Source organism: Chromobacterium vaccinii (genome assembly GCF_000971335.1).
GTDB lineage: Bacteria > Pseudomonadota > Gammaproteobacteria > Burkholderiales > Chromobacteriaceae > Chromobacterium > Chromobacterium vaccinii.
The window spans coordinates 61,064-73,310 of the sequence record NZ_JZJL01000026.1 but is presented as its reverse complement, the minus strand read 5'-3'; the positions used below and the strand labels follow the sequence as shown (position 1 = coordinate 73,310).

Genomic DNA, 12,247 nt, shown 5'->3' with positions numbered 1-12,247 from the left:
TCGCGGCAGCCGTTATCGAAGCTTTTGCGCATCGGCGCTATGCCCGGCGAGCCGCCCAGCTCCAGCACTTCATAGGTGATCCAGCTCTCGGCGCAGGCCAGCTCGCTGGGGTAGTCGTCCACCTCGATGCTGCGGCGGATCGCCACGCCGTTGTCGAAACGGTACACGCGCTCTCGCAGCGTCACCTCGCAATCGGCCTCGCGCCAGTTGTCCTGCCTATCCTCGCGGCCGACGATGCGCTCCGCGCCGGCGCCGCCCATGATCGCCCGCGCATAGCCGGCCAGCGGCTCGCTCGCTTCGGCCATCAAGCGCTCTCCTTGCGGATATCGGCCAGCAGCGGTTGCGCCAGACGGCGGTAATCGTCGCCGTCCAGCACGATGGACGCGTCCAGCCGGCCGGCGTTGAATGCGACCTCCCGGTAGCGCGCCAACAGCTGCGGGTCGACCACCAGCCGGATGGACGGATCGAAGCTGAACGGCGGGATGGAGCCGATCACGCAGCCGGTGGCGGCCTCGGCGTCGGCCGCGTCGGCCAGCTTCACCTTGCGCGCGCCGACGGCGGCGGCCACCTTGGCGAAATCCACCCGCTCGTCGCCAGGCAGCACCGCCAGCACGAACCGGCCCGGCGCGTCCGCCACCTTGCACAGCATCGCCTTGGCCCCCTGCCCCACCTCGGTGCCGCGTATCTCCGCCACCTTGTGCGAATTGCCCTCGGCTGGATGCTCTATCACCCGGAAACGGGCCTGGCCCTCTTCCAATATGTTCCGCAAACGTTCAAACACGGTCAGCGCCTCCCGCAAATACTGCATCATTCTAAACAACATGCGGCCGGAAAGCGGATGGACAAGCCCCGAATGCCGCTTGTTGCCCAACCCGACCAACCTCTACACTGCAAGCCTCGTTCCCATCCATGCCTCCCATGCTTAAACTCAACCTCGGCTGCGGCCACGACAAGCGGACTGGCTTCATTAATGTCGACTCTCAGGCTGCTTGCCAGCCAGATCAGGTGGTCGACCTGGAGCGATTCCCCTGGCCCTGGGCCGACGGATCGGTGGACGAGATCGTGATGAGCCACGTGCTGGAGCATCTGGGCGCCGCTACCGACACCTATCTGGGCATCATCAAGGAGTTGTACCGGGTGTGCGCGCCGGATGCCCGCGTCACCATCACCGTGCCGCATCCGCGCAGCGACAACTACCTGGCCGATCCCACCCATGTGCGGCCGATCACGGCGATGGGCCTGCAAATGTTCAACCAGGAGCTGAACCGACAAAGCATCCAGGAAGGCGGCTCCGGCACCCCGCTGGGTATTTATCTGAATGTCGACTGGGCGCTGGAATCGTCGGATGTGAAGATCCTGGAGCCCTGGGCCAGCCGCTTCAACGGCGGCCAGCTCACCGAGGACGACATCGCGTTGGCGGTGCAGAACTTCTACAACGTGATCGGCGACTGCACTTTCGTGATGCGCATCCGCAAACCGGCTTTCGCCGGCTGAGGCTCGCTCACGCATCCCGATCCGGGAGCTGCCCGGGCGCATCGCCGCCCAGCCGCGCAACCCTCTTGCCCGCCATCCGCCAGGCATGCATCATGCATAGCCGGACGGCAGCGGAAACTGGCGCTCCGCCATCCGCCTCCTAGCCGCAACCACCGTACAGAAAGGCTGAAGATCATGTCGAAAGAGCTTGTCTTCTATACCAACCCGCAATCGCGGGGCAATATCGTGCACTGGATGCTGGAAGAAGTGGGCGCGCCCTACCGTCCGGTGCTGCTGGAATACGGCGCGTCGATGAAGGCGCCGGAGTATCTGGCCATCAATCCGATGGGCAAGGTGCCGGCCATCCGCCATGGCGATCAGGTCGTCACCGAAGGCGCGGCCATCTGCGCCTATCTGGCCGACGCCTTTCCCGAGGCCGGGCTCGCCCCCGCGCCAGCCGAACGCGGCGATTATTATCGCTGGCTGTTTTTCGCCGCCAGCTGTGTGGAGCACGCCTGGACCAATCAGGCCGCGGGCTTCACGCCCACCCAGGAGCAACAGCGGATGTTCGGCTACGGTTCCTACGAAGCGACGCTGAACACCCTGGCCAAAGCCGTCGCCGGCCGCCGCTACCTCGCCGGAGACCGCTTCAGCGCGGCCGACGTATATGTCGGCCGCACGATAGGCTATGGCATCGAGTTCGGCAGCATGCGCGGCTGGCCAGAACTGGTCGCTTACTGGGATGGCCTGAAAAACCGGCCGGCCCTGCTGCGCGCCGCCGAGCAGGCCGCCCAGTGGCAGGCAAGCAAGGCGTAGACGCCAGCCACGCGGGGAGGCGGATGCCCAGCCTCCTCCCGCCCGCAAGCGCTACGCCGGCCTCAGCCGCGCGGTGAAGTGCCGCAGTATCGGCGGCTCGTAGTCGAAGGCCAGCCCTCTCACCTCGGCCGCGCGCTGTTTCACCTCGATCAGACAGTCGGCGATGTAGTCCATGTGATCGTTGGTATACACCCGGCGCGGTATCGTCAGACGCATCAGTTCGAACGGCGACGGCTCCTGCTGGCCGGTCTGCGGATTGCGGCCCAGCAGCAGCGAACCGATCTCCACCGCCCGGACGCCGCCTTCCAGATACAGCTCGCAGGCCAGCGCGTGCGCGGGAAACCGCTCGGCCGGAATGTGCGGCAGCAGGCGCGCGGCGTCGACGAAAACGGCGTGGCCGCCGGTTGGATACTGGATAGGCACCCCGCCCTCGCGCAGCCGCTCGCCCAGGTAGGCGACCTGGCCGATGCGGTAGTCCAGGAAAGCGTCGTCCAGCCCTTCCCTCAACCCTATCGCCAGCGCCTCCATGTCGCGACCGGCCAAACCGCCATAGGTGACGAAGCCCTCCATCGGCACGCAGCGCACCTGCACCTCGCGGAACAGCGCCTCGTCGTCCTTGAAGCAGCACAGGCCGCCGATATTGACCAGCGCATCCTTCTTGGCCGACATCGTGAACATGTCGCCGTGGCCGAACATTTCGCGCGCGATGGCCGGCATGGAAGCGCCGGCATAGGCCGGATCGCGCTCGCGGATGAACCAGGCGTTCTCGGCGAAGCGGGCGGCGTCGATCACCACCGGAATGCCGCGCGAGCGCGCCAGCGCGCTGGCCGCGCGGATATTGGTCATCGACACCGGCTGGCCGCCGGCGCTGTTGCAGGTGATCGTGATGATGACGGCGGCGACGTTGTCGCCCTCGGCCGCGATGATCTCTTCCAGCCGCGCCAGGTCGAAGTCCCCCTTCCAGTCATACGCCGTGCAGGTGTCCAGCGCCTGCGGCGTCAGCACGTTGACCGCGCGGGCGCCCGCCAGTTCGACATGGGCCTTGGTGGTGTCGAAATGGTAGTTGGACAGGAACACAGGTCGCTCGCCCCGGCAGCGCTTCACCAGCTCCGGAAACAATATCTGCTCCGCGCCGCGCCCCTGGTGGGTGGGGATGGTATGCGCGTAGCCGAACAGCTCCCGCACCGTGTCGGCCAGCCGCAGGAAATTGCGGCTGCCGGCATAGGCCTCGTCGCCCATCATCAGGCCGGCCCATTGGCGATCGGACATCGCGCCGGTGCCGCTGTCGGTCAGCAGGTCGATGTAGACATCCTCGGCTTTCAACAGGAAGGGATTCCAGCCGGCGTCGGCCAGCGCCCGGCGACGGTCTGACGGCGTGGTTTGCCGGATGGGCTCCACCATCTTGATGCGAAAAGGTTCGGGAATGCGTCGTGCCATGATCTTCTCCTCGGCGCGGCCGCGCGCCGCCCGGACAAGCGCAGGCGAAGCGGCGGCGGGCCGTCATGCGGTCGAAACAAATAGGGTAACGATTGCCGGAGGAGATCAGGCGCGCGGGAAGTCGAACGTCAGAATGATGTCGACGGTGTACCAATTGGGGCGCAGGCCATTGAGATGAGTCAGCGCCTGGCCAGCATGGGGTTCGATATTCATCGCCACACCTTGAGGCAGTTGCATGGTCGCCCGGACGCGGGCATGCCTTCAAGATAGAGCAGGATTGTCTGACTGCGCAACAATCAAGAACTAACAAAAACCATCTCGCCATTGATTTGTATACAGTCAACAATAACCACTATGCAATAAACTCATCACGCCTAGAGTATTAACTAGCAAAAAATCATCTCTAAAGAAAAGTATTTGCTCCATTTATTACAATGTAATTGATATGGCTTAAAAAAAATTTTCACATCTCAACATTTAATCGATATTATCTTGCGCTGCCTACAAAATCCAAGGCATGCATAAAAAACAAAAACACCGCTCGTTGCTGGTGATATCTCAAGTCACTCGAAGGAAACCCTTATGTCTACACAATCGCATCCCAAAGGGCTCTATCTGCTCTTTGTGACGGAGATGTGGGAGCGCTTCAGCTACTACGGCATGCGCGCCATCTTCACGCTTTACATGATCAAGGCGCTGCTGTTCGACAAGGCCCATGCCTCGGATATCTACGGCACCTACACCGGCCTGGTGTATCTCACTCCGCTGGTCGGCGGCTACATCGCCGACCGCTACTGGGGCAACCGCCGCTCCATCCTGGCCGGCGGCGTGCTGATGGCCATCGGCCAATTCATGCTGTTCTTCTCCGGCTCGCTGCATGAGACCAACGTCGCCGCCGCCTCCTGGCTGCTGTACGGCGGCCTGGGTTTCCTGATCGCCGGCAACGGCCTGTTCAAACCCAACATCTCGTCGATGGTGGGCCAGCTGTACGCCCCGGGCGACAAGCGCGTGGATTCCGCCTTCACCATCTTCTACATGGGCATCAACACCGGCTCGCTGATCGCGCCGCTGGTGTGCGGCACCCTGGGCGACACCGGCAATCCGTCCGACTTCAAATGGGGCTTCATGGCCGCCGGCTTCGGCATGCTGCTGTCGCTGGTCGTGTTCACCCTGTTCAAGAACAAATACCTGGTGACGCCGGAAGGCAAGCCTATCGGCCTGGCGCCCAAGCGCCATCACGACAGCGGCGAAAAAGTGGTGCACGAGCCGCTGACCCGCATCGAGAAGCAGCGTCTGGCGGTGATCCTGATCGTGTCCGCCTTCGTGATCTTCTTCTGGTCCGCCTTCGAGCAGGCCGGCGCTTCGCTGACCTTCTTCGCCGAAGAGCAGACCAACCGCAACCTTCTGGGCTTCACCGTGCCGGCGTCCTACTTCCAGTCGCTGAACCCGGTTTCGGTCGTGATCTTCGCGCCGATCTTCGCCTGGATCTGGACCAAGCTGGGCAGCAAGGGCATGGAGCCGTCGTCGCCGGCCAAGATGGCGCTGGGCCTGTTCTTCCTCGCGCTTGGCTACCTGGTGATCGCCTTCGGCGTCGACGGCCTGGCGCCGGGCGTCAAGGTCAGCATGCTGTGGCTGGTCAGCCTGTACGTGCTGCACACCTTCGGCGAACTGAGCCTGTCGCCGATCGGCCTGTCGCTGGTGGTGAAGCTGTCCCCGGCCCGCTTCACCGGCCTGATGATGGGCATCTGGTTCCTGTCCAACGCCGCCGCCAACAAATTCGCCGGCACGCTGTCTGAACTGTATCCGGACCCGGCCAAGCCGGTGCCGCACTTCCTCGGCTACGCGGTCACCAATCTGCACGACTTCTTCATGCTGTTCGTGATGATGGCCGGCGCCAGCTCGCTGGTGCTGTTCGGGCTGTCCTCCGTGCTGAAGAAAATGATGCACGGCCGCTGATCCGCCGCTTGCCGCATCCAAGCCAACGCCGCCTCCGGGCGGCGTTTTCGCTGGCGGGACCGCAGACGCCGATCCCGGTCTGTGATAGCCTTGCGCCGATCCTCTACCCCGTTTTGAAAACAAGTTTACGGATGAATACCGCTGCAACTTCTTCCTGGCGGAAGGCGGCCGGCTACGCCTTGCTGGCGCTGCTGGCCATACGCCTGCTGGCGATGTGGGCGATCCCACTCACCGACACCACCGAGGCGCGCTACGCCGAGATCGCCCGCAAGATGCTGGAAACCGGCAACTGGGTGACGCCGCTGCACGACTACGGCGTGCCGTTCTGGGCCAAGCCGCCGCTGTCTACCTGGCTGTCCGCGGCCAGCATGGGCCTGTTTGGCGTCAATGAATTCGCCGCCCGCCTGCCGGCGCTGCTGCTGGCCATCGGCGCGCTGTGGCTGACGGCCGACCTGATGCGCCGCCGCGCCGGACGCGACGCGGCGATGGCCGCCGCGCTGATGCTGGCCGGCGGCCTGCTGTTCTACGGCGCGGCCGGCACCGTGATGACCGACCCGTCGCTGATGTTCTGCGTGACGCTGAGCCAGGTGGCTTTCTGGCGCGCCATGAACGGCGGCGGCCGGATCTGGCGCTACGCCTTCTTCGCCGGCCTGGGCCTGGGCCTGTTGGCCAAGGGTCCGCTGGCCGTGGTGCTGGTGGGCATGCCGATCTTCTTCTGGGTGCTGATCCGCAATCAATGGAAGGCGCTGTGGCGCGAGCTGCCATGGATCTCCGGCACGCTCTTGGCAGCAGCCATCGCCCTGCCCTGGTACGCCTGGGCGGAAATCCGCACGCCGGGCTTCCTCAATTATTTCATCATGGGCGAGCACGTCAGCCGCTTCCTCGACTCCGGCTGGAAGGGCGACAAGTACGGCTTCGCCCACGCCACGCCGCGCGGCATGATCTGGCCGTACGCCTTGGGCGCGCTGTTCCCGTGGTCCATCGCCATGCTGGCCTGGCTGGCCTGCCGCGCGCGCCGGCTGCCGGCCATCGTCCGCGCCGGCGAAAACGACGGCTGGCTGCTCTACGTTTCGCTGTGGACGGTGATGACGCTGCTGTTCTTCACGATGTCCGGCAACATCATCTTCCCGTACTCGCTGCCGATGCTCCCCGGCGCGGCGCTGCTGATGGCCGAGCTGTGGCATCGCGGCCGGCATGAGCGATCCGGCCGCGCGCTGCCGTGGCTGGCGCTGTCCTCCGGCGCGCTGGTTCTGGCCGCCATCGGCCTGCAATGGCATGACGGCGCCCGTTACTTCCGCACCCAGAAGCCGGTGATCGCGGCCTGGCTCCAACACCAGCCGGCGCAGCAGGCCAGGCTGTTCTACTGGGACAGCCGCCGCGAGTTCTCGGCCGAGTTCTACAGCCAGGGCAAGGTGCGCACCACCGCCGACGCCCATGCGCTGGCTCCGCAACTTGCCGCGCATCCGGGCAGCTGGATCGTCACCGAGCAGCGCGACCTCGCCAGCCTGCCGCCGGCCATCGCCGCGGGCTATGTCAAGGCCGGGGAGTTCCCGGTGATGAAGGACAGAATGCTGCTGCTGAAACCGGCCGCGGCCCAGTGAAAGCGCAAACCGCCATGACCGACGCACGCAACTTCGTTCCACCCTATCTGCTGGAGCTGCACGCCGCCGAGCGCCCGGCCGACCCGCTGGTCAGCTGCCTGATTCCGGCCTACAACGAGTCAGAAAACATCACGCCGATGCTGGAAACGCTGCACCGGCTACTGTCCGAGCACCGCTACCGCCATGAACTGGTGGTGGTGGACGACGGCAGCCGCGACGACACCGTGCCCAAGGCGCTGGAAGCCGCCAAGCGCCTGCCGGTGACGGTGATCCAGCTGTCGCGCAACTTCGGCAAGGAAATCGCGCTGACCGCCGGCATAGACAATATCGGCGGCGACGTCGCCGTGCTGATAGACGGCGACTTCCAGCATCCGCCGGAAATGGTGCCGGTGTTCCTGGCCAAGTGGCGCGAGGGCTATGACATGGTCTACAGCGTGCGCGCCAACCGCGACGGCGAGACGCTGGCCAAGCGCGCGTTCACCCGTGTGTTCTACGCGCTGCTGAACAGCGGCGCGCCGTTGAAGATCCCGGAAAACACCCAGGATTTCCGCGTGCTGGACAAGAGCATTCTGGAAGCGCTGCGGCGGATGCCCGAGCGCAACCGCTTCATGAAAGGCCTGTACAACTGGGTGGGCTTCACCCAGCTGGCGATGGAGACACAGACGCAAGAACGCCGCGCCGGCAAAAGCAGCTTCAATTTCCGCAGCCTGTTCAATCTGGGCCTGACCGGCCTCACCGCCTTCTCCAACATGCCGCTGCGGATCTGGACGCTGGTCGGCTGCGTGATCTCGATGCTGTCGATCGGCTACGCGATCTGGGAGCTGGTGCACACGCTGCTGTTCGGCAACCCGGTCAGCGGCTGGCCAACGCTGGCCGTCGCCGTCACCTTCCTCGGCGGCGTGCAGCTGCTGTCGATCGGCATACTCGGCGAATACGTCGGCCGCATCTTCAACGAGGTCAAGGGCCGGCCCACCTATTTGATCAGCCGCATCTCCAAGCGCAAAGACGGGCAGGAGGCATGAAGAAGCAGCTGTTCTGGTTCGGCGTCGTCGGCGTGTCGGCGATGCTGCTGCACTTCGCGCTGGTGACCCTGGTTCTGGTGCCGCAGGGCGTGCCGCCGCTCGTCGCCAACGTGCTGGGTTTCCTCGGCGCCTTTCAGCTCAGCTACTGGGGCCACCGCCGCTTCACCTTCGAGGCCGGCCACGTGCCGCACCGCCAGGCGCTGCCGCGCTTCTTCGGCGTGTCCTGCCTGAGCTTCTGCGTCAACGAGGCCATGTATTTCGCGCTGCTGCGCTACGCGCCGCTGGACTACCGGGTCTCGCTGGCCATCGTGCTGTTCGCGGTGGCCGCGCTCACCTTCCTGCTGGGCAAGCTGTGGGCGTTCGCCTCCGCTCCGCAAACAAATTAACGCTGTCGAGATGACGACGGAAAACTTTTGGAATCGCCGACAGTCCTACCGCGCATGACGAAACGATTGACACTCTGCGCCGATGACTTCGCCCAGTCCGGCAGCATCAGCGCCGGCATCCTGCAGTTGATCGATGCCGGCCGCCTGTCCGCCACCAGCGTGCTCAGCCAGTCCCCGCACTGGCCGGAGCTGGCCGGCGAACTGAAGGCGCGGGCGGAGCGGGTCGATGTCGGCCTGCATTTCAACCTCACCCATCCGTTCGACGCGCCGGTCAAGCCGCTGTCGCACTGGCTGATGAAGAGCCAGCTGCGCCAGCTCTCGCTGGCAACGCTGCGCGACGAGGCGCTGACGCAGATCGACCGCTTCGCCGACCACTTCGGCCGGCTGCCGGACTTCGTCGACGGCCACCAGCACGTGCACGCGCTGCCGGTGATACGCGACGCGCTGTTCGACGCCATCCTGCGGCGCTGGCAGCAGAATCCGCTGCCCTACCTGCGCTCGCCGGACCGCCTTGGCCACCCGGGAGACAACCGGCTGAAGGCGCTGGTGCTGCGCAGCGTGTGCACCAATTTCGACGATCAGGCGCGCGAGCGCGGCTTCGCCACCTCCCCGTGGTTCGGCGGCATGTATTCGCTGAGCCCGCAGGCCGATTTTCCCGGCCTGATGCAGGCCTGGCTGGCCAAGATTCCGGACCGGGCGCTGATCATGTGCCATCCCGGCCTGCCCGCGGCCGACGCCTCCGACCCCATCGCCGCCAGCCGCGGCCGCGAATTCGACTACCTGGCCGGCGGCGCCTTCGCCGAACTGTGCCTGAAGCACCGGGTCAGCATCGCCCGCTTCCAACCCGAGCCTGCCGTCGCCGCTTAAGGGGCTGAACGCTCAGGCGCCCGGCCAGGGTTGCCGCCAGGGCTCGCCCAGCTCCTCAAGCCTGGCGCGGCAAGACTCCCCGGCGAATTTCTCGCCCGCCGCCGGCGGACAGACGAAGGCGAAACGTTCGCCTTCCAGCTCGAAACGCAGCGCGTAGGCATGCAGGTAGCCACGGTCCGCCGCGCTGCCGCCATATAACGCGTCGCCCAGTATCGGCGCGCCCTGCGACTTCATCGCCACCCGCAGCTGATGCGTCTTGCCGGTGCGCGGCCGCAGCAGGAACAGCCTCAGCCCCGGCTCCAGCGAAAAACTGAAAAACTGCGTGACGGCCGGATTCTCCCTGCCCTCCGTCAAGCGCCAGGCGCCGCCGCGTCCCTTGGCCATGTCACCCGCCACCCGGCCCTGCTTTTTCAGCGGCTTGCAGTCCGATAAAGCCAGGTAATACTTCTCCATCTCCCGCCCGGCCAACGCCTCGCCCAGCGCGCGCGCGGCCTTCGCCGAGCGCGCCACCAGAATCAGGCCGGACGTGATGCGGTCCAGACGGTGCACCGGCCACAAGGCGGCGTCTCCCAAGCCGTCGCGCAGGGCGTCCATCAGTCCGGGCTGGTCGTCTTCGCGGTGGAAACCGACACCGGGATGCTTGTCGACGAGATAGAAGCGGGGATCTTGATGAATCAGGGTGTACATGGCGGTTCCGGCTGCGAATCAGCCGCCGATTGTAGAGCAGGCGCCGCGCCGGCGACAGCGGCGGGCTAAACATGACAAATGACAACAAAATGCAAATTATGCCTTGAGCATGGCAAGGTCAAATTGATAGCCTTTCCCGCGACGCGGCATGCTGCCGAAACCGACCGCGCACCTTCGCCAAAACAGAAAGGACTTTTCCGAGAAACACGCCGCACAGCAGGGATTTACGCTGATCGAATTGATGATAGTCGTCGTCGTGCTCGGCATTCTCGCCGCCATCGCCATTCCCCAGTACCAGAATTACACCGCGCGCACCAAGGCGGTCGCCGCGCTGGCCGAGCTATCGCCCGCGCGCACCGCTTACGAAATTCATCTCAACGACGGGAAAACCATCCTGAGCGCCGGCTCGACCGACGCGATACTCAGCCCGATTGGCCTGCGCGACGAGCCTAGCAATCACTGCGACATGAGCACGCTGGGCGACTCTCTGGCCACCGCCGGCATCCAGTGCGACATCGAGCATGCGCCCGCCATCTTGAAAAAGAACCTGGCGCAAGAGGTGAAGCCCTTCGTGCGGCTGGTCCGCGGCGAAAAAGCCGATTGGCAATGCAAAACCAATATCAGCGAGGCAGAGCTGCGCCCGGCCGGCTGCAAATCGCCGGACGAAATCTAACAAGCCCCCAAACCATCATGGATGCCGTCACTGCGACTTTTTCTTGGCGTCCATCTCTATCCGCAACTGCTTGCGCATTTCGGCAGCGCGGAAGCGCTGCCGCTGCTCCTCGGTCTCCAGCACCAGGGTCGGCACCGCCATCGGCTTGCCGTCCTGATAGGCCACCATGGTGAAATAGCAGCTGTTGGTGTGGCGCTGGCTGCGCTGCTGGATGTTTTCCGCCACCACCTTGATGCCCACCTCCATCGAGGTGCGGCCGACATGGTTGACGCTGGCCAGGAAAGTCACCAGCTCGCCGACGTGTATCGGCTGCTTGAACAGCACCTGGTCCACCGACAGCGTCACCACGTAACAGCCGGCATAGCGGCTGGCGCAGGCGTAGGCCACCTGGTCCAGCAGCTTCAGCAGCACGCCGCCGTGCACATTGCCGGAAAAATTAGCCATGTCCGGCGTCATCAGCACCGACATCACCAGCTCTCTTTGTCTCTGGGCCTCTTCGCTCATCGTCTGCTCCCGCATGTGTACAAGCGGACATTCTGCCACGCTGATTGGAATAGCGGACAGGCGCTTCTATACTGAATGGACAGAGGAACGCGTTTCATGTCCATTTCCAGTGTAGCCGGCGGCTCTTCCAGCTACGGATTCAGCATGCATGGCGCCAATTGCCAATGCCCCGCCTGCCAAGCCTTGCGCTCGCAGGCTGCGCCCGTTTCGAGCGCGTCAGCCTCCTCTTCGCCGCAAACCGCCAACGCCGCGCCTTCCGCGTCGGCCGGGGACAAAGCCGGCAATGATGCCTCCAGCCAGAATGACTCCGGCAATGCGCACACCTCTCAGCAAACCAATGCCGCCTCGCCCAAGGGGCCGGACGGCAAGCCTTTGAACGACGCGCAGCAGAAGGAAGTGGAAGATCTGAGATCGCGCGACGTCGACGTTCGCCGCCACGAGGCCGCGCACCAGGCCGCCGGCGGCGCGCTGGCCGGCGCGGCCAGCTTCACCTATCAACAAGGGCCGGACGGCAAGCAGTACGCGATCGGCGGCGAAGTGCCGATCCGACTGAGCCAAGGCAGCACGCCGCAGGAAACCATACAGAACGCCCAGACGGTGCGCGCCGCCGCTCTGGCTCCGTCCGACCCGTCCGGCCAGGACCGCGCGGTGGCGGCCGAAGCCTCGCAGATGGAGCAACAGGCGCGAGCGCAGCAGTTTCAGCAACAGCACGGCAATCAGAATCTCAGCCCGCTGCAGAAAATGCAGCAGGCCGCCGCCCCGTCCGGCAGCGCCCAGGCCAAGGGCGGCAATATCGACACCTACGCCTAGGGCCTGCTCACGTCT

The 12,247-nt window shown here is 64.8% G+C and carries 14 protein-coding genes; 9 read left to right on the top strand and 5 right to left on the bottom strand.

Features of this window, described 5'->3' with window-relative positions:
- A partial coding sequence (locus VL52_RS13940; protein ID WP_046157573.1) for a hypothetical protein occupies window positions 1-305 on the bottom strand: 305 nt, incomplete at its 3' end.
- Entirely contained in the window at window positions 305-781 is a 477-nt protein-coding gene (locus tag VL52_RS13935; RefSeq protein ID WP_046157582.1) for a YbaK/prolyl-tRNA synthetase associated domain-containing protein, read from the bottom strand. The genes VL52_RS13940 and VL52_RS13935, both read right to left, overlap by 1 nt.
- 137 nt (window positions 782-918) lie before the next feature.
- Between VL52_RS13935 and VL52_RS13930 the strand changes: the two genes are divergently transcribed.
- Window positions 919-1,494, top strand: a complete 576-nt coding sequence (locus tag VL52_RS13930; RefSeq protein WP_052717370.1) for a class I SAM-dependent methyltransferase — start codon at window positions 919-921, stop codon at window positions 1,492-1,494.
- Between the two features lie 174 nt (window positions 1,495-1,668).
- Window positions 1,669-2,289: a glutathione S-transferase family protein gene (locus tag VL52_RS13925; RefSeq protein WP_046157571.1), complete on the top strand. Its 621-nt coding sequence runs from the start codon at window positions 1,669-1,671 to the stop codon at window positions 2,287-2,289.
- A 51-nt stretch (window positions 2,290-2,340) separates the two neighbouring features.
- Here VL52_RS13925 and VL52_RS13920 read toward each other — a convergent pair whose 3' ends face one another.
- Window positions 2,341-3,726: a tryptophanase gene (locus VL52_RS13920; RefSeq protein WP_046157570.1), complete on the bottom strand. Its 1,386-nt coding sequence runs from the start codon at window positions 3,724-3,726 to the stop codon at window positions 2,341-2,343.
- A 582-nt stretch (window positions 3,727-4,308) separates the two neighbouring features.
- Here VL52_RS13920 and VL52_RS13915 point away from each other — a divergent pair.
- From VL52_RS13915 to VL52_RS13895, 5 genes are all read left to right on the top strand, one after another.
- Window positions 4,309-5,682 (top strand): peptide MFS transporter, encoded by a 1,374-nt coding sequence (locus tag VL52_RS13915; protein ID WP_082113747.1) that lies wholly within the window; start codon window positions 4,309-4,311, stop codon window positions 5,680-5,682.
- A gap of 131 nt (window positions 5,683-5,813) precedes the next feature.
- The gene (locus VL52_RS13910; RefSeq protein ID WP_046157568.1) at window positions 5,814-7,283 is read left to right on the top strand and encodes an ArnT family glycosyltransferase; all 1,470 of its coding nucleotides are present in this window, start codon (window positions 5,814-5,816) and stop codon (window positions 7,281-7,283) included.
- Window positions 7,284-7,297: 14 nt separating this feature from the next.
- Window positions 7,298-8,305, top strand: coding sequence for a glycosyltransferase family 2 protein (locus VL52_RS13905; protein ID WP_052729298.1), 1,008 nt, complete (start codon window positions 7,298-7,300; stop codon window positions 8,303-8,305).
- Complete coding sequence (locus VL52_RS13900; RefSeq protein WP_046157567.1) at window positions 8,302-8,691, top strand: GtrA family protein; 390 nt, start codon at window positions 8,302-8,304, stop codon at window positions 8,689-8,691. The genes VL52_RS13905 and VL52_RS13900 overlap by 4 nt, the downstream gene beginning before the upstream one ends.
- Before the next feature lie 54 nt (window positions 8,692-8,745).
- The gene (locus VL52_RS13895; protein ID WP_046157566.1) at window positions 8,746-9,558 is read left to right on the top strand and encodes a ChbG/HpnK family deacetylase; all 813 of its coding nucleotides are present in this window, start codon (window positions 8,746-8,748) and stop codon (window positions 9,556-9,558) included.
- A 12-nt stretch (window positions 9,559-9,570) separates the two neighbouring features.
- Here VL52_RS13895 and VL52_RS13890 read toward each other — a convergent pair whose 3' ends face one another.
- A complete protein-coding gene (locus VL52_RS13890) occupies window positions 9,571-10,245 on the bottom strand; it encodes a TIGR01621 family pseudouridine synthase (RefSeq protein WP_046157565.1) in 675 nt (224 codons plus the stop codon).
- Window positions 10,246-10,393: 148 nt separating this feature from the next.
- Here VL52_RS13890 and VL52_RS13885 point away from each other — a divergent pair, with 148 nt between their 5' ends.
- Window positions 10,394-10,918, top strand: coding sequence for a pilin (locus tag VL52_RS13885; protein WP_052729296.1), 525 nt, complete (start codon window positions 10,394-10,396; stop codon window positions 10,916-10,918).
- Between the two features lie 27 nt (window positions 10,919-10,945).
- On the opposite strand, the gene VL52_RS13880 is transcribed toward VL52_RS13885, so the two are convergent.
- Window positions 10,946-11,422, bottom strand: coding sequence for an acyl-CoA thioesterase (locus tag VL52_RS13880; RefSeq protein WP_046157564.1), 477 nt, complete (start codon window positions 11,420-11,422; stop codon window positions 10,946-10,948).
- Window positions 11,423-11,518: 96 nt separating this feature from the next.
- Here VL52_RS13880 and VL52_RS23355 point away from each other — a divergent pair, with 96 nt between their 5' ends.
- On the top strand, window positions 11,519-12,232 hold the full coding sequence (locus VL52_RS23355) for a putative metalloprotease CJM1_0395 family protein (RefSeq protein WP_052729295.1): 714 nt from the start codon (window positions 11,519-11,521) through the stop codon (window positions 12,230-12,232).
- Window positions 12,233-12,247 lie beyond the last annotated feature (15 nt).